The sequence below is a fragment of the Kitasatospora setae KM-6054 genome, assembly GCF_000269985.1.
GTDB lineage: Bacteria > Actinomycetota > Actinomycetes > Streptomycetales > Streptomycetaceae > Kitasatospora > Kitasatospora setae.
The window spans coordinates 1,458,945-1,483,911 of record NC_016109.1; the positions used below are offsets into that span (position 1 = coordinate 1,458,945).

At 74.1% G+C, this 24,967-nt stretch carries 24 protein-coding genes; 10 read left to right on the plus strand and 14 right to left on the minus strand.

Annotation, left to right across the window (positions count from 1 at the left end; all coding sequences use genetic code 11):
* Positions 1 to 384: 384 nt before the first annotated feature.
* The 4 genes from KSE_RS06345 (at position 385) to KSE_RS06360 (ending at position 6,741) form a co-directional block, all read left to right on the plus strand.
* A complete protein-coding gene (locus KSE_RS06345) occupies positions 385 to 1,254 on the plus strand; it encodes a hypothetical protein (RefSeq protein WP_014134456.1) in 870 nt (289 codons plus the stop codon).
* A 2-nt stretch (positions 1,255 to 1,256) separates the two neighbouring features.
* Positions 1,257 to 4,685 carry a ricin-type beta-trefoil lectin domain protein gene (locus tag KSE_RS06350; RefSeq protein WP_014134457.1) on the plus strand — a complete coding sequence of 1,143 codons (3,429 nt, stop codon included), beginning with the start codon at positions 1,257 to 1,259 and terminating at the stop codon, positions 4,683 to 4,685.
* 68 nt (positions 4,686 to 4,753) lie between these two features.
* Positions 4,754 to 5,029 carry a hypothetical protein gene (locus tag KSE_RS06355; protein ID WP_014134458.1) on the plus strand — a complete coding sequence of 92 codons (276 nt, stop codon included), beginning with the start codon at positions 4,754 to 4,756 and terminating at the stop codon, positions 5,027 to 5,029.
* A gap of 326 nt (positions 5,030 to 5,355) precedes the next feature.
* Entirely contained in the window at positions 5,356 to 6,741 is a 1,386-nt protein-coding gene (locus KSE_RS06360) for a uracil-xanthine permease family protein (protein WP_014134460.1), read from the plus strand.
* Positions 6,742 to 6,748: 7 nt separating this feature from the next.
* Here the strand turns inward: KSE_RS06360 and KSE_RS06365 are convergent, their stop codons facing one another.
* A complete protein-coding gene (locus tag KSE_RS06365) occupies positions 6,749 to 7,180 on the minus strand; it encodes a MerR family transcriptional regulator (RefSeq protein WP_014134461.1) in 432 nt (143 codons plus the stop codon).
* Between the two features lie 129 nt (positions 7,181 to 7,309).
* Here KSE_RS06365 and KSE_RS06370 point away from each other — a divergent pair, with 129 nt between their 5' ends.
* Positions 7,310 to 8,389, plus strand: a complete 1,080-nt coding sequence (locus KSE_RS06370) for an aldo/keto reductase (protein WP_014134462.1) — start codon at positions 7,310 to 7,312, stop codon at positions 8,387 to 8,389.
* A gap of 75 nt (positions 8,390 to 8,464) precedes the next feature.
* On the opposite strand, the gene KSE_RS06375 is transcribed toward KSE_RS06370, so the two are convergent.
* From KSE_RS06375 to KSE_RS06390, 4 genes are read right to left on the minus strand one after another with little or no spacing between them, the layout of a single operon-like run.
* Positions 8,465 to 9,289, minus strand: coding sequence for an ABC transporter ATP-binding protein (locus KSE_RS06375; RefSeq protein WP_014134463.1), 825 nt, complete (start codon positions 9,287 to 9,289; stop codon positions 8,465 to 8,467).
* Positions 9,276 to 10,319 carry a taurine ABC transporter substrate-binding protein gene (locus KSE_RS06380; protein WP_014134464.1) on the minus strand — a complete coding sequence of 348 codons (1,044 nt, stop codon included), beginning with the start codon at positions 10,317 to 10,319 and terminating at the stop codon, positions 9,276 to 9,278. The genes KSE_RS06375 and KSE_RS06380 overlap by 14 nt, the downstream gene beginning before the upstream one ends.
* Before the next feature lie 60 nt (positions 10,320 to 10,379).
* A complete protein-coding gene (locus tag KSE_RS06385; RefSeq protein ID WP_033259530.1) occupies positions 10,380 to 11,222 on the minus strand; it encodes an ABC transporter permease in 843 nt (280 codons plus the stop codon).
* Positions 11,223 to 11,233: 11 nt separating this feature from the next.
* Positions 11,234 to 12,424 carry an LLM class flavin-dependent oxidoreductase gene (locus KSE_RS06390; RefSeq protein WP_231873130.1) on the minus strand — a complete coding sequence of 397 codons (1,191 nt, stop codon included), beginning with the start codon at positions 12,422 to 12,424 and terminating at the stop codon, positions 11,234 to 11,236.
* Positions 12,425 to 13,228: 804 nt separating this feature from the next.
* Here KSE_RS06390 and KSE_RS06395 point away from each other — a divergent pair.
* Complete coding sequence (locus KSE_RS06395) at positions 13,229 to 14,059, plus strand: lytic polysaccharide monooxygenase (RefSeq protein ID WP_014134467.1); 831 nt, start codon at positions 13,229 to 13,231, stop codon at positions 14,057 to 14,059.
* 486 nt (positions 14,060 to 14,545) lie between these two features.
* Positions 14,546 to 15,037 (plus strand): GNAT family N-acetyltransferase, encoded by a 492-nt coding sequence (locus tag KSE_RS06400; RefSeq protein ID WP_014134468.1) that lies wholly within the window; start codon positions 14,546 to 14,548, stop codon positions 15,035 to 15,037.
* Between the two features lie 22 nt (positions 15,038 to 15,059).
* Here the strand turns inward: KSE_RS06400 and KSE_RS06405 are convergent, their stop codons facing one another.
* The gene (locus KSE_RS06405) at positions 15,060 to 15,944 is read right to left on the minus strand and encodes a LysR family transcriptional regulator (RefSeq protein ID WP_014134469.1); all 885 of its coding nucleotides are present in this window, start codon (positions 15,942 to 15,944) and stop codon (positions 15,060 to 15,062) included.
* 107 nt (positions 15,945 to 16,051) lie between these two features.
* Between KSE_RS06405 and KSE_RS06410 the strand changes: the two genes are divergently transcribed.
* Complete coding sequence (locus KSE_RS06410; protein ID WP_014134470.1) at positions 16,052 to 16,777, plus strand: CTP synthase C-terminal region-related (seleno)protein; 726 nt, start codon at positions 16,052 to 16,054, stop codon at positions 16,775 to 16,777.
* 34 nt (positions 16,778 to 16,811) lie between these two features.
* Here KSE_RS06410 and KSE_RS06415 read toward each other — a convergent pair whose 3' ends face one another.
* The 8 genes from KSE_RS06415 to KSE_RS06450 form a co-directional block, all read right to left on the minus strand.
* Positions 16,812 to 18,329 carry a cytochrome P450 gene (locus tag KSE_RS06415; protein WP_014134471.1) on the minus strand — a complete coding sequence of 506 codons (1,518 nt, stop codon included), beginning with the start codon at positions 18,327 to 18,329 and terminating at the stop codon, positions 16,812 to 16,814.
* A gap of 39 nt (positions 18,330 to 18,368) precedes the next feature.
* Positions 18,369 to 18,938, minus strand: a complete 570-nt coding sequence (locus KSE_RS06420) for a GTP-binding protein (protein WP_106437872.1) — start codon at positions 18,936 to 18,938, stop codon at positions 18,369 to 18,371.
* 130 nt (positions 18,939 to 19,068) lie between these two features.
* Positions 19,069 to 19,422 carry a DUF742 domain-containing protein gene (locus KSE_RS06425; RefSeq protein WP_014134473.1) on the minus strand — a complete coding sequence of 118 codons (354 nt, stop codon included), beginning with the start codon at positions 19,420 to 19,422 and terminating at the stop codon, positions 19,069 to 19,071.
* Between the two features lie 112 nt (positions 19,423 to 19,534).
* A complete protein-coding gene (locus KSE_RS06430) occupies positions 19,535 to 19,942 on the minus strand; it encodes a roadblock/LC7 domain-containing protein (RefSeq protein ID WP_014134474.1) in 408 nt (135 codons plus the stop codon).
* On the minus strand, positions 19,939 to 21,690 hold the full coding sequence (locus tag KSE_RS06435; protein WP_033259522.1) for a sensor histidine kinase: 1,752 nt from the start codon (positions 21,688 to 21,690) through the stop codon (positions 19,939 to 19,941). The genes KSE_RS06430 and KSE_RS06435 overlap by 4 nt, the downstream gene beginning before the upstream one ends.
* A gap of 386 nt (positions 21,691 to 22,076) precedes the next feature.
* Positions 22,077 to 22,580, minus strand: a complete 504-nt coding sequence (locus tag KSE_RS39745) for a recombinase family protein (protein ID WP_014134476.1) — start codon at positions 22,578 to 22,580, stop codon at positions 22,077 to 22,079.
* Between the two features lie 155 nt (positions 22,581 to 22,735).
* Positions 22,736 to 23,314, minus strand: coding sequence for a PASTA domain-containing protein (locus KSE_RS06445; protein ID WP_014134477.1), 579 nt, complete (start codon positions 23,312 to 23,314; stop codon positions 22,736 to 22,738).
* Entirely contained in the window at positions 23,311 to 23,859 is a 549-nt protein-coding gene (locus KSE_RS06450; protein ID WP_014134478.1) for a SigE family RNA polymerase sigma factor, read from the minus strand. The genes KSE_RS06445 and KSE_RS06450 overlap by 4 nt, the downstream gene beginning before the upstream one ends.
* Positions 23,860 to 24,227: 368 nt before the next feature.
* Between KSE_RS06450 and KSE_RS44345 the strand changes: the two genes are divergently transcribed.
* A complete protein-coding gene (locus KSE_RS44345) occupies positions 24,228 to 24,377 on the plus strand; it encodes a hypothetical protein (protein ID WP_231873131.1) in 150 nt (49 codons plus the stop codon).
* A 71-nt stretch (positions 24,378 to 24,448) separates the two neighbouring features.
* Entirely contained in the window at positions 24,449 to 24,928 is a 480-nt protein-coding gene (locus KSE_RS06455) for a S1 family serine peptidase (RefSeq protein ID WP_231873132.1), read from the plus strand.
* Positions 24,929 to 24,967: the final 39 nt, after the last annotated feature.

A 24,967-nucleotide genomic window follows, 5' to 3' on the forward strand; every position in this document is an offset into this window, starting at 1 on the left:
CCCAAGCGCGGTTCAACGCGTCGTCAAGTTCGGACCGCCTCCCTCGCGATCCGAAACGCAACGGACCCTAGACGAACGATGATCGACTCCGACAGCCCCAACCGGCTCAAATCCACGAGGCTTTGTACTTCCTTGACCAAGTGGACGAGACCAATTCGGACATGCCCGCACAGCCCCGCCAACCGGCTTGACCCTCCGTAGGTCGGCCACGCATCGTTCCCACTCGAACGCCCGCCCGGTAGGGCGGGCCGACAGGGAGGGAACCCGAACCACCACATGTCCCACATACCGCGCACACCGCATTCTCGGACCCGGAGGCCCGGTTCCGGGACGCTCGCGGCTCGCGCCGTCTCACTCTCCGCAGCAACCGCCCTGACCGTCGGCATGCTGATCGCCCCCGCCGCACAGGCCGCCGACAGCACCGCCCCCGTGCCACTGCGCACCGACCTGCCCGTCCAGGGCACTCCCCCGGCGCTGTCCACCGAGGCCCAGGCCATCGTCGACGCGCGCGCCAAGGCGAAGTCGACCAACCAGCCGGTGGTCGTCGAGGCGATGACCACCGAGACCTCCAGGACGCTCGCCAACCCCGACGGCACCCTGTCGACCACCGACAACGCGCTGCCCACGCGGCTGAAGCAGGGCTCCGGCTGGGCCGACCTGGACCCGACCCTGCACGTCAACGCCGACGGCTCGCTCAGCCCCGCGGTCTCCCGGCTGGGCCTGAAGCTGTCCGGCGGCGGCAGCGGGGCGATGGCCGTCCTGACCACGGACGACAGCAAGCACCTGTCCGTCGGCGCGCCCTTCGCCCTGCCCAAGCCCACGGTCTCCGGCGCGACCGCGACCTACGCGAACGTCCTCGCCGACGTGGACCTCCAGGTCACCGCGCTGCCCCAGGGCGGCTGGCGCGACGTCATCATCGTCAAGACCGCGGCGGCCGCGGCCGATCCGGCGCTGCGGACGCTGCACTTCCCGCTCTCGGGCAACGGCCTGACCGCCTCCACCGACGCGGCCGGCAACCTCTCCTTCAAGGACTCCGCCGGCAAGGTCCGTCTGCACGGCCCCACTCCCTTCCAGTGGGACTCCTCCCTGCCCGCCTCCCCCACCCGTGGCGGCACCGCAGTGAACACCAGGTCCATGCTCGCGGCGCCCCAGGACAGCGGCACACCGGCCGGCGGATCCACCCCCATCGCTCCCGGGGAGGGGCCAAGGTCGCTCCGATCGCCACCCAACTCACCGCCACCTCACTCGACCTGACGGTGGGTGAGGACATCATCGGCAAGGGCACCGGCCCCTGGTACATCGACCCGAGCGTCAACGCGGACAGCGGCACGACCCTGTCCGCACAGGCTCAGGAGAACCACCCGGACACCACCGGCATCAACATGAGCAACCCCGACCCGGCCACCGGCTACTGCGGCTACGACAACTGCACCGGCTACGGCCGCTACCGGGTCTACTACCAGATCGGCATCAACCCGATCCTCGGCACCAAGCCCACGGGCGCGCCGCAGCCCCCGACCATCTACGGCTCGACGTTCTACGGCCAGGCGACCGCCGCCTCCAATCCCGGCGCCTCGTCCCCGCTCGGCCTCTACTCGGTGTCCGGCACCATCTCGACCGATACCACGTGGGGGAACCAGCCCTGCAACGGCAGCCTGTCGGGCTGCTCCAAGGTCGGCGACTCGTTCTCGATCACCGGCACCGGACCGATCAGCTACGACGTGACCAGCACGATGCGCCAAGCCGTCTCCGGCAACTGGGGCAACTGGACCGTCGCCATCATCCCGGACAGCGAGACCAACCCCGCCTACCGGCACCGCCTGTCCAACAACCCGCACATCACGACCACGTACGACATCACACCGAGCATCTGGGGCGCTCACACGGCGCCCACCCCCGGCTTCGCGAACACCAACACCCCCTACAGCTGCACCACCGGCGGAGCGCACCCGTGGGACAACCCCGCGTGGGTCGGCGCCAACCAGAACGTCTCCCTGGTCACGTCCAGCTGGTCACCCGCCAACCTCAACCTGCACACCGTCTTCCGCATCTGGGACGACAACAACAGCAGTTGGGGCCAAGTACTGGACTCGGGGTGGACCGGAAGCTGGAACCCGAACGGCGTCAGCGTGGGAATCGGCTCACTGACCGACGGCCACCAGTACGGCTGGACCGCCAACGCCTTCGACTACGCCTCACCCGACACCGGCCTGGGCTCCAGCGAGACCCCGTGGTGCTACTTCCGGGTCGACAAGACCCCGCCCGGCATCAGCGTGGCCTCCGCCGACTGGCCGCCCTCCGGGACCCCGAACAACAACCCGGCCCACTTCGCCGGTGACACCACCGGCGGCGCCTTCACCGTCACCGGCACCGACCCCGCCCCGGCCACCGGAAGCGCCTCCGGCATCGGCTGCTTCCGGTGGACCGCTGACCCCGCCCAGGCCGCCGTGACCGGCTGGCACTGCACCGACGGCCAGGGTGCGGGCATCGTCCCCGCCACCCAGGTCGCCGGCACCAACAACTACACCGGCTCCTTCTCCTACGTCCCCGGACTGAGCCGCTGGGGCACCAACATCGTCTACGTCCAGGCCCAGGACAACGCCGGGAACTACACCCAGCCGGTCGCGTACAGCTTCTACGCCCCCTGGAACAAGGACAGCAAGCCCCTGTTCGGCGACACCACCGGCGACGCCCGCCCCGACCTCCTGACGCCGGACGCCGCCGGCAATCTGCGCATGGTCAACGCCAAGAACGACCCGGCAGGCTCGCCCGCCGCGGCCGGGATCAGCGCTCCCTTCGGACAGGACCCCGGCTACCCGGGAACCACCTGGAAGGACTACCAGATCACCCACCGCGGCAGCCTGGGAACCAGTGGCACCGTCGACGACGTGATCGTCCACAGCGTCAAACCCGGCTCCGACCTGGCCGCCTCGCTCTTCAAGGCCACCAACGACGGCGCCGGCCACTTCGACGGCACGCAGTCGGCCCTGACCAAACCCAGCACCTGCAAGAACGCGGCGAAGACCACCATCGCCTGCCCCGCCGGCTACACCGCCGGAGACTGGTCGAACACCAGCCAGGTTCTCGCCTTCGGCACCCCGACCGGCGAGGGCCCCGGCCCCAAGCCGGGCAACCCCTCCGCCACCGTGATGGCCACCCAGACCACGCTGCTGGCCGTCGAGAACGGCAGCCTCTGGCTCTACACCCCGAACTTCGGCGGAGACCTCGCCTACGCACAGCAGCTCTCCACCAGCACCAACTGGAACAGCTACGACCTGATCGCCCCAGGCCAGGCCAGCGGACAGAGCACCACCGCCACCGCCGGCGGCACCACCTACACCCGCACGATCCCCACCCTGTGGGCGAGGAGCAAGGCCGACGGAAGCCTCCACTCCTACAGCGTCACCCGCAAGGCGGACGGCACCCCCGACTACTCCGCCCTCGCCGATCCCGCCGCCGGAACCATCACCGGCGCACCGTCCGCCACCACCGGCGCCTACCCCACCGTCTCCTCCGACGGCGACCTCACCGGCGACGGCATCCCCGACCTGTGGGCGCTCGACACCACCGGCAAGCTCGTCGTGTGGACCGGCACCGGCACCCCGGGCAACGTCACCGGCTTCAACTCCGTGATCCCGCTGGCCGACCTGCGCACCCCGACCGGCCACTGGCCGCTCAACGACCCCGCCGGCAGCACCACCGCGGCCGACACCACCAACCAGCACCCCGGCCAGATCACCGGCACCGTCACCTTCGGCCAGGCCACCGTCGGCACCACCACCGGCAACGTCGCGACGTTCACCGGCAACGGATCGATCACCGCGCCGGGCGCGAACATCGACACCGGCAACTCCTTCACCGTCAGTGCCTGGATCAAGCCCGACGCCGCCCAGGGCGTGTCCCTGAGCTCCGACGGCGCCAACACCAGTGGGTTCATCGTGTGGCCCGATTCCGACGGCCGCTGGTACTTCGGCTTGAGCACCACCGACTCCGGCTGGAGCTACGACCTCACCAACCTCGGCGTGACGTCCGCGGGGTTCTACCGAATCGGACGCTGGGACAAGATCACCGCCAGCTACAACGCGAGCAGCGGCATCATGTCCCTCTACGTCAACGGCGCCCTCGCCTCCACCGGCTACCACACGCAGAAGTCCGGCATCAACGGGCCGCTGACCCTCGGCCGCTACAAGTACAACGGCGCACCCAACTCCCCGTTCAAGGGCGGCATCAGCGACGTCACCGCACTTCCCCGGGCCACCGACCCCTGGAGCTCCGAGGCCCGCGCCATCACCCTCAGCGCACCGAACAACGGCAAGTGCCTCGACCTCGCCGGAGGAACAGCCGCCAACGGCACCGCCGTCCAGCTCTGGGACTGCGACCCGAACCTGCCCGGCCAGAAGTGGTCCATCCGACCCGACGGCACCATCCGCGTCCTCGGCGGCTGCCTCGACGCGATCGGCGGCGGAACCGGCAACGGAACGCCGCTCGAGTACTGGCCCTGCCCCGCCAACGGCCCGGCCGCCAACCAGCTCTTCATCCCGGTCGGCGACGGCTCCCTCTACAACCCGGCCTCCGGCCGGTGCGTCGACGTCACCAACGCCAACACCGCCAACGGCACCCGCATCCAGCTCTACAACTGCAACACCACACCGGCCCAACGCTGGACCTTCACCCCCGCCGCCTAGCGGCCCGACCCCCTACCCCGGCCCGACGCCGCCGGGCCGATATCCCCACCGAACCCGAAGGACACCCGATGGCAAACCCGCCCACCCTCCCCGGGGGGCTCGGCAAAGGCCCCTTCGACGGCCTCAAGCCCTGGCAGCTCGTCCTCACCTTCCTCCCCCTCCTCCTGCTCGCCGGCGGCCTGATCGGCGGCGCCCTCGGCGGCGGCGCCAGCGCTGCCAACCTCACCCTCGCCAAGAAGCCCCTGCCCACCCCCTGGAAGATCCTGGCCATGATCGGCACCGCGCTCGCCGCAGCCGCCGCGTACTTCCTCATCGTGGGCCTCATCAGCACTGACACCGCCTGACACCCACCCCAGTCACCAGCCCGAAGGCTCGGGGTCCTGCTCCACGCCCAGGGTGTGGAGCAGGACCCCGAGCCTTCCCTACAGGGGCGACTGCACTTGTTCGGATGATGCCGGTCAGCCGTCCAAGGTGAGTTCAGTGCCGACGAGGCAGCCATCGACGAGGTACGGGCGGTACTGGATCTGCTTGAGCCTGTGCTTGACGCGGGACACCGACACCGGAGCCGGCTCGGGCGGTCCGCCGCGCGGCCAGGGGATCATGGTCCGGTCAGCGCGTGGTCCCGGGGCCGGGCTCCGGGGCGGTCGGGTCGAGTGGGACAGGGAGCGGCATGAACGTCGGGTTCGGGTGGAAGCTGCACGGGGACGGGCGGGCGCCGCGGCCCGGGGCGGTGGTGCGGCCGGACGAGCGGCTGTCGTGGGGGCGGACGGTCGGGCTCGGGGCGCAGCACGTGGTGGCGATGTTCGGGGCGACGTTCGTGGCTCCCGTCCTCATGGGGTTGGATCCGAACCTCGCGGTGATGCTGTCGGGTGTGGCGACGGTGTTCTTCCTGCTGGTGACGCAGGGTCGGATCCCGTCGTACCTGGGGTCGAGTCTGTCGTTCGTGGGTGTGGCGGCGGTGATCAGGTCGCAGGGCGGGGACGCGGCGACGTTGACGGGTGCGCTGCTGGTGGTGGGTGCGGTGTTGGCGGCGTGCGGGGCGGTGGTGCAGGGGTTCGGGGCGCGGGTGGTCCACGCGGTGTTGCCGCCGGTGGTGACGGGCGCGGTGGTGATGCTGATCGGGTTCAATCTGGCGCCGGTGGCGGCGGGGACGTACTGGCCGCAGGACCAGTGGACGGCGTTGCTGGTGATGGCGTTCACCGCGCTGGCGCTCGTCGTGTTGCGCGGGTTCTGGTCGCGGATCGCGATCTTCCTGGGGTTGCTGTTCGGGTACGCGGTGTCGTGGCTGTTCGACCGGGTCTTCGGGCGGATCGACTCGCCGGTGGGCGGCGGCGCCTCGTCCGAGCACTGGCGGCTGGACCTGTCGGGCGTCGGCAGGGCGGACTGGGTGGGCCTGCCGTCGCTGCACGCGCCGAGCTTCTCCGCGTCGGCGGTGCTGGTGGCGCTGCCGGTGGTGGTGGCGCTGATCGCGGAGAACGCGGGGCACGTGAAGGCGGTGTCCGAGATGACGGGCGATCCGCTGGACGACCGGTTGGGCACCGCGATCATGGCGGACGGCGCGGCGACGGTGCTGTCGACGGCGGTGGGCGGTCCGGCGACGACGACGTACGCGGAGAACATCGGCGTGATGGCGGCGACCCGGGTGTACTCGACGGCGGCGTACTGGTGCGCGGCCGGCTTCGCGATCCTGTTCGGCCTGTGTCCGAAGTTCGGCGCGGTCGTCGCGGCGATCCCGGGCGGGGTGCTGGGCGGGATCACCGTGGTGCTGTACGGGATGATCGGCCTGCTGGGCGCGCAGATCTGGATCCACAACCGGGTGGACCTGACCAATCCGCTGAACCTGGTGCCGGTCGCGGCGGGCGTGATCGTCGGGATCGGCAACGTGACGCTGAAGTTCACCGACGACTTCGAGCTGGGCGGCATCGCGCTCGGCACCCTGATCGCCCTGCTCGGCTACCACGGCCTGCGCGCCCTGGCCCCCGCCCACCTCACGGCGGGCCCGGCGGCGGACGGCCCGCTGCTGGACGAGGGCACCAGCACCTACGACGACGAGTGAGCCCGGCTCAGTCCGACTGCCCGTCGAGCCCGCAGTCGCGGCCGGCGTCGCCGCCGTCGAGGTAGTCCTCGTACACCGCGACCTTGTGCCGGACGATGTCCAGCGAGCGCCGCAGTTCGGCGATCTGGTCGAGGACGCGCTGCTCGTGGGCGCGCAGCAGGGCGAGTCGGCCGGGTTCGGTGCCGGCTCCGGCGCGGGCGAGTTCGGTGTAGCGGCGGATCTCCGGGATGGGCATGCCGGAGGCGCGCAGGATGGTGCACAGCCGCAGCCACTCGACGTCGCCCTCGGTGTAGCGGCGCCGTCCGCCGCTCGCCCGCCGGACGGGGTCGGCGAGGATGCCCTCGCGTTCGTAGAAGCGCAGGGCGTGCACGCTCAGGCCGGTGCGGGCGGCGACCTGGCCGATGCCGAGGGTCGGTGCGGGTCCGTCGGATGATGGCATCCGGTCAGCATAGGAGCCCGCCGGGCGGGGGCCGCCGGGGGCCGCCCCGGGAGTTGATCTAGAGCCGACTCCAGCTCCTAGAGTGGCCGGCGGCGCGCCCCAGTGGACACGGACGGAAGGGGACCGATCATGCGTTACCGGACTCTCGGCGGCACCGGCATCGAGGTGAGCACGCACTGCCTGGGCACGATGATGCTCGGCTCGGTGGGCAACCCGGACCACGACGAGGGCGTGCGGCTGGTGCACCGCGCGCTGGACGCCGGAATCAACTTCGTGGACACCGCCGACATGTACTCGGCGGGCGAGTCCGAGCAGATCGTCGGCAAGGCGCTGCGGGGGCGGCGCGACGACGTGGTGCTGGCCACCAAGGTGCACTTCCCGATGGGCCCGGGGCCGAACCGGGGCGGCAACTCGCGGCGGTGGATCCTGCGCGCGGTGGAGGACAGCCTGCGGCGGCTGCAGACCGACTGGATCGACCTGTACCAGGTGCACCGGCCCGACCACCGGACGGACGTCGAGGAGACCCTGGCGGTGCTGGACGACCTGGTCCGGCAGGGCAAGGTCCGGGCGTTCGGCTGCTCGACCTTCCCGGCGGCGGAGCTGGTCGAGGCGCACTGGACGGCCGAGCGCCGCGCGCTGCCCCGGTTCCGGACCGAGCAGCCGCCGTACTCGCTGCTCGCCCGGGGCGTCGAGGCCACCCTGCTGCCGGTCGCCCGCCGGTACGGCATGGGCGTGCTCACCTGGGCACCGCTCGCCTCCGGCTTCCTGACCGGCCGCTACCGCCGGGGCGGCGCGGTCGACCTGGCCAGCGGCCGGGCCGCGCTCACCCCGCACCGCTTCGACCCGGCGCTGCCCGAGAACGTCCGCAAGCTGGACGCCGTCGAGCGGCTGGTCGAGCTGGCCGACGGGCTCGGCCGCACGCTGCCCGAACTCGCCGTCGCCTTCCCGCTCGCCCACCCGGCCGTCACCTCGGTGATCCTCGGCCCGCGCACCGTCGAGCAGCTCGACGGCCTGCTCCGGGGCGCCGAACTCACCCTGGACGACGACGTGCTGGACCGGATCGACGCGATCGTCCCGCCCGGCACCGACCTCTACCAGCCGGACGGCGCCTGGCGCTCCCCCGCCCTCGCCCCGGCCGCGCTGCGCCGCCCCCGCGCCGACCGGGCGGCGGCGGACCCCGGGGACGGCCCCGCGGACGCCGGGGCCTGACCGGTCGGGACGGCGGCCGGCCCCGGCGGCCGGGCGCAGGCCGTGCCGGACGGGCGCAGGCCGTGGCGCGGTCCGTCAGTCGGACGCCGACGCCTCCCGCAGGGTGCGGGACAGCTCGCCGCGCAGCCGGGCGAACTCGGCGGTGCCGCGCAGCGCGGCCGGGTCGGTGGCGGCGTCCCGGGGGAGGTCGACGGGCAGGTCGGCGACCACCCGGCCGGGGTTCGCGGCCATCACCAGGACCCGGGAGCCGAGCAGTACCGCCTCGTCCACCGAGTGCGTGACGAACAGGACGGCGGTGCCGGCCTCGGCGGTGAGGGTGCGCAGTTCCTCCTGGAGGCGCTCGCGGGTGAGCGCGTCCAGCGCGGCGAACGGCTCGTCGAGCAGCAGCAGCCGGGGGCGGCCGGCCAGTGCGCGGGCGATCGCGACCCGCTGCTGCTGGCCGCCGGAGAGCTCCCAGGTGCGCCGCCCGGCGTAGCCGGACAGGCCGACCAGGTCGAGCAACTCGGCGGTGCGGGCGGCCCGTTCGGCCCGGGGCAGGCCGTGCCGGGCGAGCGCGAAGGCCAGGTTCCCGCCGACCGTGCGCCACGGGAACAGCCGGGGCTGCTGGAACACCAGCCCGGTGCCGTGCCCGGTCCGGGGCGGCCCGCCGTGCACCGCCGCCGTCCCCTCGACGGCCCGCTCGAACCCGGCGACCACCCGCAGCAGGGTGGTCTTGCCGCAGCCGGACGGGCCGACCAGGACGGTGAACTCGCCCTCGGCGACGGTCAGCGAGACGTCCGAGACGGCGGTCACGGACGCCCCGCCGCGCCCCCGGTAGCGGACCGTGACGTCGGTCAACTCGACGGCGGCGGAAGCCCGTTCGGCGACGGGTGCCCGTTCGGCGATGTCAGCCGGCGGCACGGGACAGCTCCTCGACGGCCAGCGACTTGGCGAACACCGAGGCGTCCGGCACCGCGTCGACCTTCTGCTGGCCCTTCAGGAACACCGCGGCGTCGTGCAGGTTGTCGGCGAGCTTGCCGGGCGCGCCGGGCTTGCCGAGGTACTCGGGACCGGCCTGCTCGGCGGCGGTGAGCAGGACCAGCTGCTTGAGCTGGGCGAGCGCGTCGGCCGGGCTGAGGTTGAGCTGCTTGGCGATCGAGGCGGCGGCCTGCTCGGGGTCGCTCTTGGCGAGCTTGACGGCCTGGTCCTCGGCCTTCAGCCAGGCGGTGACGATCTCCGGGTGGGCCTGCGCGAAGGCGTTGGTGACCACGCCGAGGTCGGCGGTGCGCTTGCCCTGCTCGGCGAGCTGACGGCTGGTCACCAGCACCTTGCCGTCCTTCTCCAGCTCGGTGAGGGTGGGCGTCCAGGTGTAGGCGGCGTCGATGTCGCCGCGCTTCCAGGCGGCCAGCGCGTCCTGCGGCTGGAGGTCGATGACGTTGACCTTCGCCGGGTCGACGCCGGCCGCCTGGAGCGCGGCGAGCAGCGAGTAGTGCGAGGTGGAGCCGAACGGGGTGGCGACCTTCTTGCCGACCAGCTGGCCGACCCCGGTGATGCCGCCGCGGGCGACCAGCGCCTCGTTCTCGCCGATCAGGTCGTGCACCCAGAGCACCTTGTACGGGATGTTCAGCGGCGCGGACAGGCCCTTGGTGACGGGGCTGGAGCCGGCCAGGCCGAGGTCGACCGAGCCGGCCAGCACGGCGGTGTTCACGTCGCCGCCGGAGTCGAACTTCACCCACTTGATGTCGGCGTCGGGCAGCGCCTGCTCCAGCAGCCGCTTGTCCTTCACCACCAGGTCGGCGTTGGGTATCTCCTGGTAGGCGATCCGGACGGTCGTTCTGCCCTTGCCGTCGGAGCTTCCGGCCCCGGAACTGGAGCAGGCGGTGGCCGCGGCGGTCAGCAGGACGGCGCTCGCGGCGGTGGCGGCAGCGCGCAGGACGGTACGGCGGTTCATGGTGGACTCCGTTGGTCTGACGGTGAGTTGAGTGGAGTTGGCGGTGCGGTGACCGGGTGGTCAGGCGCGGCCGCGCCAGGGCACGGCGAGCCGTTCGACGGCCTTGAGCAGGCCGTCCAGGACGATGCCGGACAGGCCGATGGTGATGATCCCGGCGAGCACGACGGCGGTCTGGTTGTAGCGCTGGGCGTCGCGGATCATGCCGCCGATGCCGGGCACGCCGTTGATCGTCTCGGCGGCCACCACCGAGGTGTAGGCGACGCCGACGGCGATCCGGACGCCGGTGAGGATCTCCGGCAGCGCGGCGGGCAGCACCACCCCGCCGAGCAGCGACCAGCGGCCCGCGCCGAGCGCCCGGGCCGCCTCCAGCAGGTCGCCGGGGACGCCTCGGACGGCGGCCGCGGTGGCGGCGGCGACCGGCGGCAGCGCGGCGATCAGCAGCAGCCAGACCTTCGGCGACTCGTCGATGCCGAACCAGATCACCAGCAGGCTCAGGTAGGCCAGCGGCGGCAGGGTGCGCAGGAAGGTGACGGCGGGCTCCAGCACCACCGCGACCGGCCGCAGGGTGCCGATCGCCAGGCCCAGCGCGGTGCCGAACAGCACGGCCCAGCCGGTGCCCTGGGCGATCCGGCGCAGGCTCGCGGCGAGGTGCTCGCCGAGCAGGTGGCCGCTGTAGCCGCGGACACCGTCGTGCACGGTCGAGGCCAGCACGAACTGGTGCCACACCTCGCCCGGCGAGGGCACCAACGCCCGCGGCCAGAGCTCCAGTTGGACGACCAGCTGCCAGCCGGCCAGCAGCGCGGCGAGCGCGAGCGCGCGCAGCGCCGTCCAGCGCAGCGCCTCGGCGAAGCGCTTGCGCGCGGCGCTCCCGGCCCCGGCCGCTGCCCCGGCCTTCACGGCCATGCCCACCGCGCTCACACCGCACCCCGCCCGGCGGCGAGCGCCGCGTCCTGCTCGGCGGCGAGCTGCGCCGCGTCCTGCCCGGCGGCGAGCGCGCGGACCCGGGGCACGACCTCCTCGCCTACCCGGTACGCCTCCTCCAGGTGCGGGTAGCCGGAGAGGATGAACTCGTCGACGCCCAGCGCCCGGTACTCGGCGAGCCGGGCGGCGACCTCGTCGTGCGAGCCGACCAGCGCGGTGCCGGCGCCCTCCCGGACGAGGCCGATGCCGGCCCACAGGTTGGGGGCGACCAGCAGGTCGCGGGCGGTGGCGGTGCCGCCGCCGTGCAGGGCGGCCATCCGGGCCTGGCCGGTGGAGTCCATCGCGGCGAACCGGGCCTGGCTGGCGCGGACAGCCGCCGGGTCGATGCCGGCCAGGATCCGGTCGGCCTCGGCCCACGCCTGTTCGGCGGTGTCGCGGGCGATGACGTGCAGCCGCAGTCCGTAGCTCAGCGTGCGGCCCTGTTCGGCGGCGATGGCGCGCAGCCTGGTGATCCGTTCGCCGATCGCCACCGGCGGTTCGCCCCAAAGGAGTTGGACGTCGGCGCGGCGGGCGGCGACCTGTTCGGCGGCGGGCGAGGCGCCGCCGAAGTACAGCGGGACGGGGTGGTCGACGGCGGGGTCGACGAGCTGGGCGTCGTCGAGGTGCAGGTGCTCGCCCCGCCGGTCGACGCGCTTGCCGTCGAGCAGGTCGCGCAGCGCGGCCATCACCTCGTCGGTGCGGGCGTAGCGCTCGTCGTGGGCCAGGTGGTCGCCGTAGGCGCGCTGCTCGGCGGGGTCGCCGCCGGTGACGACGTTCAGCCGGAGCCGGCCGCCGGCCAACCGGCGGAAGGTGTCGGCCTGTTGGGCGAGCAGGGTGGGGCTGGCGAAGCCGGCCCGGAAGGCGACCAGGAAGCCGATCCGGCTGGTGTGCTGGGTGAGCGCGGAGGCGAGGATCCACGGGTCGACGCAGCCGAGCCCGACCGGGGCCAGCAGCGCGCCGAACCCGGCCTGCTCGGCGGCCTTGGCGACCTGGGCGAGGTAGCCGACGTCGGCGGGCCGGCGGGTCGCGGAGCCGGTGCGGCCCTGCACGGCGGTGACGCCGCCGGGGTCGCGGCCGTCGCCGCCGGTGGGCAGGAACCAGTGGAACTCGGGGGCGCGGGGAGGCACGGGGGTGCGGGGAGACACGGGATCCTCTTCTCCGGGGGTGGCCGGGGCAGGGGCGGAGCAGGTGGCGGAGCGGGGTGCGGGGGCGGGTCGGTGCGCCTCCGCCGGCCGGTGCGGACGTGTCCGGGCCCGGCCCGCGCACGTCCGCACCGGCCGGCGGAGCGGACGGGGTACGGGCGGTGCGGGGTCGGGTGCGGTGGCGGGGGCGTACCGGCGTTACCGCAGGCGGACGTACGGGCCTGCGGACGCGGGGGATACGGGGGCCTACGGGCGGGGCCGGGGCGGTGCCGCGCTCAGGCGGCGGTGACGCGGTGCCCGGACCGGGGCGGCGGCTCGCTCAGGCGCGGCGACAGCCGCAGCGACAGCCGCGACAGCAGCTACGACGACAGGCAGCGGAACACACCCGCAGAAGGTCGATGTGACCCCGGGTGGTGAGGAATACGCGCTGCGACATGGGACGGAAGCTACCACCTCCGGGCCGGTCGGGGTCAGGAAGCGTCCGCATCGTGGACAAGATGTCCACCTGTCGTCGTTCGGCCGGAATGTGCGCGCCCACGCACATTCCGGTGCAGGTCCGGTGACGTTCGGTCAGGTCCTCGGCGCACCCCGCGCACCCCGGGCGGACATTTCGCTCAACCACTTGACCGGGTCCTGTACACCGCTATCGTCTCCCTCAGTATCCGGTCTAGACCTATGGCCGTCTCCCGACCTGTCGCACCGGTCGCGGGGAACCCGCTCGTGTCCGCCCCACCGCGTCACGACGGCCCCTTCCCCGCCCCGACGGCCCGGACGGACCTGACCCCCCACATCAGGAAGGCACCCCACATGCAGACCAAGAGAAAGGTGACCGCCGTCGTCGGCGCGCTGGTCGCCCCCCTGCTCGGCCTGACCATGACGGCGGGCACCGCCAGCGCGCACGGCTGGGTCACCAACCCGGCGAGCCGCCAGGACCAGTGCGCCAACAACGTCGTCAGCTGTGGCCAGATCAAGTACGAGCCGCAGAGCGTCGAGGGCCCGAAGGGCCTGACCAGCTGCTCCGCCGGCCACGCCGAGTACGCCGAGCTGGACAACGACAACCTGGGCTGGAAGGTCACCACCGTGTCCTCCGTCCAGACCTTCACCTGGCACTTCACCGCCCGGCACTCCACCGCGAACTGGCAGTACTACATCGGCAACCAGCTGATCGCCACGTTCCCGGGCAACAACGCCCAGCCGCCGGCCGACCTCAGCCAGACCGTGAACTTCGGCAGCTTCACCGGCCGCCAGAAGGTCCTCGCGGTGTGGAACGTCTCGGACACCGCGAACGCGTTCTACTCCTGCATCGACGTCAACATCGGCGGCACGGGCGGCACCACGGGCGGAACGACCGGTGGCACCACGGGCGGCACCACCGGTGGCACCACCGCCGGCGGGACGACCGGCGGCACCACCGGCGGGACCACGGGCGGCACCACCGCCGGCGGGACCACCACCGGCGGCACCACCGGGGGCACCGGCAGCTGCAAGACCACCGCCTGGAGCGCGACCGCGGTCTACAACGGCGGCGAGACCGTCTCCTACGGCGGCCACAACTGGCGCGCCAAGTGGTGGACCCAGGGCGAGCAGCCCGGCAGCACCGGCCAGTGGGGCGTCTGGGACGACCTGGGCGCCTGCTGACCCCGCCCACCACCCGTAGGACCCGGCGGACCTGACCGACCGACCGACGGCCCCCTGTGGGGGAGGGCCGCCCGGCCCGGCCGCGACCGGACCGCCACCCGCAACACAGCAGCACCGCTGCACCGCTGCACCGCAGGACGCGAAGCCCCCGACCACGCCCCGGCCCCACCCGGCGGCGCCCGGCCGGGGGCTTCCGCGTTCCCCGGCCCGACCGCACCGGGCGGGCCGACCCTTGCACACCCCCTCGTCCAGACCCTTGTGCAACCCCTTGACCGACCCTCGCCGAACCCTTGCGTTCCCGGCCCGCCCGACCCCGGATCCACCCCCGCCCTTCCGTCCGGTTGTCCACGGCGGCGCACCGCCGCGCCCCGCTTCGACACCCCGGTGGATCCGCCCGGGCGGCCCGTCCAGCATGATCTCCTCCCGACCACGTCCGCATCCGCACCCGCATCCGCCGCATCCCGGCCCGTCCGCCCCGGAGTCGTCATGACGTCAGCCACCCCCGCAGCCGCCCCCGCCCACCCGCTGCCGACCGTCCGCCCGGCCGCGGCCGGGGACTTCGCCCAGTGGCGCGCCCTGTACCGGGGTTACGCCGAGTTCTACCGGGTCGAGCAGACCGAGGAGGCCGCCGCCCTGGTGTGGTCGTGGATCCGGGACCCGGCGCACGAGGTGAACGCGCTGGTCGCCGAGGACGCGGACGGGCGGCTGGTCGGCCTGGCGCACTACCGGCCGTTCGCCCGGCCGCTGTCGGCGAGCACCGGCTGCTACCTCGACGACCTGTTCGTCTCCCCGGACGCCCGGGGCTCCGGCGCGGCGGACGCGCTGCTGGCCCGGCTGCGGGAGACCGCGGCCGAGCGCGGCTGGAGCGTGGTCCGCTGGATCACCGCCGACGACAACCACCGGGCCAGGTCGAAGTACGACCGGGTCGCGTCCCGCACCATGTGGGTGACCTACGACATGGCCCCGCAGGACCGCTGACCGTACGTCACGCCCGTACCCGTCACGCCCCGCGCGGCAGCGCGTCCAGGAAGACCCGGGCCGGGGCGTCCAGGCCGGGTGGGAAGAGCACCTCCCGGCGGTGGGCCAAGCGGGGCGCGCGGACCGGCAGGGCGACCGCGCCGGCGCGGGCGGCGAGGGTGCGGGGCAGGACGGCGAGGCCGTGGCCGGCGGCGGCCAGGGCGAGCGGTCCGGCCGGGTCGTGGCCTTCGTGGCCGGCGGTGGCCGGGAACGCGCCGCCGCCGGTCGCGGCCCGCAGCAGGTCGAGCGGGGCGGCGACGCCGGGGGCGTCCAGCCAGTGCGCGTCGGCGAGTCGGTCGAGGTCGACGCCGGGGCGGTGGCGCAGCGGGTGCCCGGGCGGGCAGAGCACCGCGCACGGCTCCTCGCCGAGCCCGGCCTGCCGGACCGGCCCGAGGTCGCCGAGCGCGAGCGGCCCGCCGGGTGCCGCGTAGCCGTCGGTGACGCCGAGCGCGCAGCGTCCGGCCGCGACCTCGGCGGCCACCGCCCGCCGGTCCAGCACCCGGACCCGGATCCGCAGCCGGGGTTCGGCGGCCCGGGCCCGGCCGAGTGCCCGGACGACGGCGGCGTCCAGGGCCAACGGGGAGGCGGCGAGCAGGAGTTCGGGCCGTTCGGGGAGCGCGCTGCGGCGCACGTCGGCCCGGGCGGCGTCCATCCGTTCCAGCAGCAGCCGGGCGTGTTCGAGCATCCGCTCCCCGGCGGCGGTCGGCGCGACCGGGCGGCGGTGCAGCAGCGGCGCGCCCAACTCGGCCTCCAGCGCGGCGATCTGCTGCGACACCGCGGACTGGGTGTAGCCGAGTTCCAGCGCGGCGGCCGAGAACGAGCCGAGCCGGGCGACCGTGACGAGGGTCCTGAGCAGGTGCGAGTCCACGCGCACCAGTGTGCGCGACCGGCCGGACGGGCCGATCAGCGGCGCTGATGGGCCAGCAGCGACGCGCGTTGGACCGCCCCGGCCGGGCGCGGCCAGGATGGCTGGCCATGGACACCGCACACACTCCCCGGGTCGCCCTGGTCGGCGACCGTTCCCCGCACGTCCCGGCGCACCGCGGCGGGCCGCGGATGCTGGCGGCGCTGGCGGACGCGGACGGGCCCGCCGTCGAGCCGTACTGGATCGGGACGGACGAGGTCGACCCCGACGAACTGGCCGGGTTCGACGGGATCTGGCTGGTGCCGGGCAGCCCGTACCGCAGCGAGGCGGGCGCGGTGGCGGCGGCCCGGACGGCGCGGGAGCGGGGCGTGCCGTTCCTCGGGACGTGCGGCGGCTTCCAGCACGCGGTGCTGGAGTTCGCCCGGCACGCGTGCGGGATCGGCGGCGCGGCGCACGCCGAACAGCAGCCGGAGGCCGAGGAGTTGCTGATCGTCCCGCTGACCTGCTCGCTGTACCGGCAGGAGGGCGGGATCCGGCTGCTGCCGGGCTCCACGGCCGCCCGGCTGCTCGGCACCGAACGGGTCACCGCCCGCTACAACTGCGGCTACACGCTGGCCCAGGAGTACCTGGAGGTGCTGCGGGCGCACGGGATGCGGTTCACCGGGCACGACCTGGACGGCGAGCTGCGGGTGGCCGAACTCCCGTCCCACCCCTTCTGGTTGGCCTCGCTGTTCCAGCCGGAGCTGACCCCGGAGCACGAGGGCCCGCACCCGTTCGTCCGCGCCTTCGCCGAGGCGGCGACGGCCCGGGCGGCGGCCCGCGCGACGGCCCGGTAGCCCGCCGGGCGCCACAGCCCCCGCCGGGGCCCGCTCAGCCGCGCAGCCGGGCCAGCAGCGCGCCCCACCAGCCGCGCCGCTGCGGCGGTAGCGCGGGCGCGGTCGGCGGGACGGGCGGGGGCGGGGGCGTGGTCGGCGTGGTCGGCACGGTGGCGGACGTCCCGGAGCGCTGGCCGGGGATCGGGGTCTGCGCGGGCGCCGCCGTGGCCGGGGCCGGGGTGGACACCGTGGTGTCGGCGCCGTCGGCCGGCCGCTGCGGGTGCAGCTCGCCGGGCGGGGTGAAGCGGGCCGGGAGCGCGGTCAGGTGCCGCGACATCCAGTTGCCGCGCCACACCAACTCGTCCTCCTCGACCGAGAGTTGGAGGTCGGGTAGCCGGGTGAGCAGGATGTCGATGCCGGATTCGGCGATCGCCCGGCCGATCTCCTGGCCGGGGCACTCGTGCGGGCCGCTGCCGAACGCCAGGTGCGAGCGGTTGCCGAACAGCGGGGTGTCCAGGTCGGGCCGGACGACCGGGTCGGCGTTGCCGGCGGCGACGCCGAGCAGCAGCATGTCGCCGGCCCTGATGGCGCGGCCGCCGAGCTCGGTGTCGCCGGTCGCCCAGCGGCCCGGCACCAGCATGAACGGCGGGGAGTCCCACAGGACTTGGTCGAGGGCGTCGGGCAGGGTCATCTGGCCGCCGGAGAGGTGGGCGCGGAAGCGGCTGTCGGTGAGGACCATCTTCAGCGTCTCGGAGATCAGGTTGCTGGTGGTCTCGTTGGCGGCGAGCAGCACCGAGCGGAGGTGCTCCAGCACCTCCTCCTCGGTCAGCCCGGAGGGGTGTTCGAGCAGCCAGCTGACCAGGTCCTGCCCGGGTTCGACGCGCTTGCGCTGCACGGTGCGGCGCAGCGACTCGACCACGTACTCGTTGCTGGCGACGGCCGTCGCGGTGCCGCGCACCAGGTCGCGGGCGGCCTCGACCAGCCGGGGGCCGTACTCCTCGGGCATGCCGAGGAGTTGGGTCATCACCAGCATCGGCAGGTGCTCGGCGAACTGGGAGACCAGGTCGGCCCGGCCGCCGTCGCCGAAGCCGGCGATCAGCTGGTCGGAGAACCGGGTGACGTAGCGCCGCATGCCGCGCCGGTCGAAGCGGTTCAGGCCGTCGGTGACGGCGGTGCGCAGCCGGCGGTGCTCCTCGCCGTCGACGAAGGAGCAGGTCGGCTGCCAGGCGATCACCGGCAGCACCGGGGAGTCGGCGGCGACCCGGCCCCGCTTGAACTCGGTCCAGCGCCGGGAGTCCCGGGAGAACCGGGAGGGGGTGCGCATCGCGGTCAGGTTCGCCGAGTAGCCGAGCACCAGCCAGGCCGGCAGGTCGCCGTGCAGCAGGACGGGCGCGACCTCCCCGTGTTCGGCGCGCAGCTTCTCGTAGAAACCGGCCGGGTCGGCCTCGGCCTCGGGGCCGAACAGCCGCAGCAGCCCGCCGTCCTGCGGCCCGCCCCCGCCGGGGGCGCGGTGGGCGGGGCAGCCGGGCGGCGGGACGGGCCCGCCCTGGTGGCCGTGCTCTTCGTACGTCAAGGGGTGACTCCGTTGGCAGAAAAGGAAGTTGACGATTCGTCAGACTGCCGAGTGGGCGGCGGCGGGCCGGGCGGCGAGATCGTACAGGTAGCGCATCAGGGCCATCAGGACGTCCCGGCTGGACTCCCGGGAGCGGGCGTCGCACTGCACGATCGGGACGTGGGGCGGCAGGTCGAGCGCGGCGCGCAGCTCCTCGACGGGGTAGCCGGGCGACTCGGGGAAGCCGTTCAGCGCGACCACGAACGGCACGCCGCGGTCCTCCAGCCGGCCGAGCACGTCGAAGGACACCTCCAGGCGGCGGGTGTCGACCAGCACGACGGCGCCGAGCGCGCCCTCGAACAGGCCGTTCCAGAGGAACCAGAACCGCTCCTGGCCGGGGGTCCCGAAGACGTACAGCACCAGTTCGTCGCTGATGGTGATCCGGCCGAAGTCCATCGCGACGGTGGTGGAGTTCTTCCGCTCGACCCCGGCCAGGTCGTCGATGCCGACGCCCGCCTCGGTCATGGTCTCCTCGGTGGTCAGCGGGCGGATCTCGCTGACCGCGCCGACCAGGGTGGTCTTGCCGACCCCGAAGCCGCCGACGACGACCACCTTGACGGCGGTGGCCATCCCGGCCGGCAGCCGGTCGGCCTCGCGCGGCCCGTGCGGCTCGCTCAACCCGTTCAGCCCGTACGGCTCGTACGGTTCGCTCAGCCCGTGCCGCCCGTGCAGTCCGTGCGGCTCGTTCGGCCCGTGCGGCTCAGAGCCGTTGAAGTCCATGGATCACTGCCTCCAGCAGGGAAAGGTCGGGAAGGGCGGCCGGCGGGACGGGGGCGCGGACCTCGATCCGGCGCTCGGCGAGCAGGTCCGCCAGCAGGACGGTGACCAGGCTGTTCGGCAGCCGCAGGTGGGCGGAGATCTCGGCGACCGACAGCGGGGAGGAGCAGATCCGCAGGATCGCGGCGTGCTCGGGCTGCATGGTGGGCTCCGGCCGGGCCCGGGCGACCACCAGCGTGACCAGGTCGAACCCGGCGGTCGCGGACTTCCGGTCGCGCCCCCCGCTGATCACGTACAGCCGTTCCGGGTTGGCGTCCGCCCAGTCCTGGTTGCTCATCCCCGCACCTCGGTGTGGCCGGCGGCCGGTCGGCCCGCCGGCGGTGTTCCGGTGGTTCCAGTGGTTGCAGTGGTTCCTGCCGCCCCGGCGACGGGCGGGGCGGCGCCGCGGATCACGCGATCTGCTCGCTGCCGCGGACGGGCGTGGTGAGGTGTTCGCCGATCCGGGCGACCAGGTCGCGCATCCGCTGGCCGACCAGGCCGGCGTCGACGCCCTCGTCGGCGAGGACCGCCAGGTAGGCCCGGGAGCCGGCCGCCATCAGGTAGAAGAACCCGCCGCCGACCTCGATCACCACCAGCCGCATCCGGCCGTCGCCGTTCGGGAACTCGTGGCCGACCGCGTTGGCCAGGCTCTGCAGCCCGGCGCAGGCGGCGGCCAGCCGGTCCGCGGTGTCGGGGTCGGTGCCGTGCTGGGCCAGCCGCAGGCCGTCGGCGGACAGCACGATGACGTGCCGGATGCACGGAACGGTCTCCGCGAGGTCCCTGAGCAGCCAGTCCATGTTGGTCCGTTGCTGAATCACTTGTCGCCTTTCCCTGCTGACTCGTCACTGGCGTGGCCGGGACCGCCGACCGGTCCGGCGGGCGGCGCGGTGCCGTTCACGCCGTTGGTGAAGGCGGCCAGCCACAGGCCGGGCTGGACCGGCTCGGGGGCGGATGCGGGTGTGGGGGTCCGCGCCGCCGTGACCGGGGCGGGAGCCTGAGCGGGAGCCGGGGCCTGCGCGGGAGCCTGGACCTGAGCGGGAGCCGGGGCCGGGGCCGCGCCGAAGCGGGACGGGGCGGCGTGCCGGCGGCGCTGCGGCAGCCCGTTCGCGGTGCGCTCCAGCACCAGGGGCGCGTCGTCCCCGTACGCGGCGGGCCCGGCCGGGGCGGCGGGCGCGGCGGGCGCGCCGGACGCGGTCGGCGCGGCGGCGACCCGGGGGAAGGCCGAGGTGGCAGCGAAGCCCCCGGCGGGGGTGTGGGTCGCGGCGGCGGGACGGCGGCGCGGCGGGGTGTCGACCGTGTCGCCGGTGGCCGGGTACGCCTCGGTCGCGGCCTGTCCGGGGTGCGAGGGGAAGGCCAGCGGGGTGGTGGTGGCGATCCGGCCGATGCCGTGGGCGCGGCTGGGCGCGGGCGCGGTGGTGATGTACACCTCGGGCACGATCAGCACGGCCCGCACGCCGCCGTACGCGGACGGGCGCAGCGAGACCTGGAAGCCGTACGCGCGGGCGAGCCGGCCGACCACGGCGAGGCCGAGCCGGGGGGCTTCGCCGAGGCCGTTCAGGTCGATGCCGGACTCGGCCTCGGCGAGCATCCGCTCGGCCCGGGCGCGGCCCTCCTCGCCGAGGCTGAGGCCGCCGTCCTCGATCTCGATCGCGATGCCGGTCTGCACCTCGACGGCGGTGAGGTGGACGCTGGTCTGCGGCGGCGAGTAGCGGGTGGCGTTGTCGAGGAGCTCGGCCAGCGCGTGGATCAGCGGTTCGACGGCGGGGCCGACCACGGCGACCTCGGAGACCGGGTGCAGTTCGACCCGGCGGAAGTCGAGGATCCGGGAGATGCCGCCGCGCAGCACGCTGTACAGCGGGACGGGGTTGTTCCACTGGCGGCCGGGGCGGGCGCCGCCGAGCACGGCGATCGAGTCGGCGAGGCGGCCGATCAGCGCGTTGCCGTGGTCGAGCAGCAGCAGGTCGTCGAAGACGGCGGGGTCGTCGCCGTGCCGGTCCTCCATCTTGCGCAGGTCGATGGCCTGCCGGTGGACGATCGCCTGCACCCGGCGGGCGATGTTGACGAAGGCGCGCTGCGCGGACTCGCGCATCGCCTCCTCGTTGTCGACGGCGTCGAGGACGGCCCGCAGCACCGCGTACCGGAAGTCGTGGAACTCGTCGCCCGCGTTGTTGACGTGCTGCTGCTCGTAGGAGCGGAGCACGTCGGTGATGAACTCGCCGCCCTGCATCCGGGCGACGGCCCGCGGGAGTTCGTTGCGGGCGAGTTCGAGCATACCGGCCTGCTGCCGGGCCAGCCGGTGGCGCTGTTCGGCGTCCCGCCGCTCGGCGTCCTCGCGGAGCAGCTCCAGCGCGCGGCCCCGGCGCACCGCCTCGTACCCGGCGACCGCCACCGCCACGGCGCCCACCAGCCCGCACCCGATGATCCCCGTCGTCGCCGCGCCCGGGGCCGCGGCGGCGAGGCCGACGGCCGCGCCGATCACCACCGCGGGCAGCAGGCCGACGAGGACGGCCGCGGGCAGCCGTCCTCCTGACGACGATCCGTCTGGTGACGATCCGGCTCGAAGCATCGGCTTCCTCATACGCTCGGGGGGACGGGGTGTGGGCGGGGCCGGGCGGTGCGGCGGGCCCGGGGCGCGAAGCAGCATAGCCGGTGCACGGTGGATCTGACGGTTCGTCAGAGTCCTTTTCCCCCAGGAGAGTTGCCCTGCCGGAGGGGCTCGCGCGGCGCCCGGCGGGAGGGTTCGCACCACCCCGCGCCCGGCTCATAGGCTTGTCGCACCACGCGCCCCCGCAGTAGTCCCCCACGCCGGATTCACCCGGACGAGCGGCACTTCCGGCAAACCTCCGACCGTCCCCGACCCCTGGTGCTAGACCGTCGTTCCCCCACCGCGCCTTCACCCTTCCTCCGCACCGGGGTTCGGTCGTGCGGCGCCCGAACGGCCTCGGGGATCGATCAGGACGCGGTGAGCGGCAAGCCCCTGATGATCAGGTCGCGCTGGAACTCCAGCACGGCGGCGAGCACGTTCACCGTCATCTTGGTGCCGGGGTCGTCGGAGGCGAGGTCGATGCCGGACGGCAGCCCGGACTCGACCCGCAGGTGCGGGCCGCGGCGGATCGGCACCGGGCGCGGGGCGAGGATGTCCGCCACCGAGCGGAAGAGCCGGGCGGCGCCGGCGATGCGGATGGTGTCGCCGACGGCGGCCTCGTTCGGCAGCCGGGTGAAGCCGGCGCGGTCGAGGGAGAGCCGCCGGGTGGAGGTGGCGGGGCCCTCGTGGACGGGAGCGCCGGCGGCCGGCAGCGGGGCCAGGGCGGGGAGGGCTTGGCGCCGGCCTTCGCAGAGGTGTTGCTCAACCCCCGGCGGGCGGGCGCGTCCCGACGGGCGGGCGCGTCCCGGCGGGCGGGCGCGTCCTGGCCGGCCGTCGGGACGGCCGCGCAGGTCACCCGGCAGGGCGCCCACCGGCGGTGGGCCCAGACGGTGCCGAGCGAGCCGCGCGGCCGACGGCACCGGAGCCCGCCACCCGCAGCCGTTCCCCCGCTCCGGGTGGCTCCCCTGCACCGGCAGGACGGGGCGCCGTCCTGCCGGTGCGCGCGCGGGCCCAAGGGCCCGGTCGGTCAGGTCCCGCCGGGTTTGCCCGTCGAGACCAGCAGGAGGACGGACGAGCCCGGTGCCACCTGTTGTGCGCCGCCCCGGGGGTCACTGCTGATCACCTGCCCGGCGGGAGCGTTCCAGTCCGTGTGCCGCATGATCGTGCAGCTCAGTCCGAGCCCGCGCAGCAGGCTTTCGGCCTGTTCGACCGGCATGCCGGCCAGGTTCGGCAGCGCGATGCTCGCTGCCGCGGTCTGCTCCTGCTCCTGTGCCGGAGTCGGTTCGCCGCTTCCGCTCTTGGGGGTGCCGGTGGCGAGCGGGGTGCACGCCCCGTTCGCCGGTGTGGACAGGGACGGGGAGGCGCCGGGCGCGGGCGGCACGGGCTTCAGCGCGAAGAACCCCACCGTGGCGCACGCCAGCACGCAGCACGCCGCAGCGGTGCCGAGGAGCGCCCGGCGGGTGCGGCCGCGGCTGACGGCTCGCTCGATCGCGGCCGCGTCGACGACCGGCGCCGTCGGCCCGTCGGCGAAGGAGGCCACCGCGGCACGCAGCTCGGCTTCGAGGCCCGGCTCGAACGGGGCCGGTCCGGACGACGTGTTCCTCACTTCGTACCTCCGAAAGCGGCCGACGGCGTGTGCGGCGCCTGGGCGCCCGATACGGAATCGCGCAGCTTGGCCAGGCCGCGGGCGAGTTGGGACCTCACCGCACTCGAAGAGATGTCCAGGACGTCGGCGACCTGCCGGGCGTCCAGATCGTGCAGGTAGTACAGGACCACCACGCTGCGCATGCCCATCGGCAGCCCGAGCAGGGCCTCGATCAGCTCCGCGCGCAGATCCACCTGCCCGAACCGGTCCCGGGGGTCGGCCGTCTCGGGCACCCCCGACAGCCCGGGGCGCTCGCCCGGGCGCGACAGCCGGCGCCAGCGGTCGTTGGCCAGGTTCACCAGCACTTTGCGCACGTACGCCTCCGGCGAGTCCGCCACCGCGACCTTCCGCCACCGTCGGCACGCCCGCTCCAGCGCCTCCTGCACCAGGTCCTCGGCCACGTGCACGTCACCGGTCAGCGCATACGCGGTGCGGAACAACGCTCCCGACCGCTGTGCGACGAACTCCGTGAATCCGTTGCCCGGACCACTCCTGCGAAACCTCACCCGCCGACCTCCTCTCCTCGTCCCGTCCCGATCACTGCCCCCCATGACGGCGGAACGGGGCCGAGTGCTGCACCGAGCCGCCGACAGTGGCGTGAATCACAGCCGGGACGGAAGGGTGTCCCAGGACCTCGCGCCGCTGCCGCCCGGGGTGGGAACGAGGCCCGGCGTCCCGCGCGGGCGGAGCGGAAGCGGGCTCCGACTCCGGCTCCGACTCCGACTCCGGCTCCGTCCGGCTGCGCGCGACACGGACGGGGGCCCGTCGGCGCGATCGCGAACGGTGGACGGCGGTCATTTTCGATCTTTCCCGGCGTGCGCCCAGGCCCTGGTGGTTCGATGATCACCCCGCGATCCGAACCTCCAGGAGACCCGTGAACACCCAGAACACCCCCCGCCGCGCCCGGACCTGGGCAGCCGTCCCGGCCAGGAGGGCGCTCGCCCTGCTCAGCGGGACGGCACTGCTCACGTACGGGACTTCCGTACGCCAGCTCTTCGACCTCACCCTCACCCTCGGCTCCTGAAGCCCGGCCACCGGATCCGGCCGTTCCCGACGACGTCGAACACGCTCTCCCCCGGAGGCACCGTGTACGCGGTGCAGCAGCTGATCGGGCACGAGGCGTACAACGAGAACGCCGCCGGCATGCCGAACGACATCGGCGTGCTGCAGCTGGCCACGCCGCTCGCCTACACCCCGCTGGTCCAGCCGATCGCCCTGCCGGCCCTGCCGGACCTCCTCGGCGGCACCGCCACCCTGACCGGCTGGGGATACACCAGCGGCAGCAGCGGCACCGCGTCGAACACCCTCCAGCAGGCCACCGTCACCGTCCTGACCGTGGCCGACTGCCAACTGCGCTGGCCGGGGCAGAACATCAACATCAAGCAGGTGTGCACCTACGACAAGGGCAGCGGAATCCCCGCCTGCATGGGCGACAGCGGCGGCCCGCTCGCCCAGAACGGCCGGGTGATCGGCATCGCCAGCTGGGGCGTCGCCAGTTGCAACGGCCTCTCCCCCTCCGTCTACACCGACGTCGGCGCCTACCGCGCCTGGATCACCACCAGGACCGGCCTCTGACCTCGCCCCGCCGGCGGCGCGCCCGGGCGGCTGCTGCGG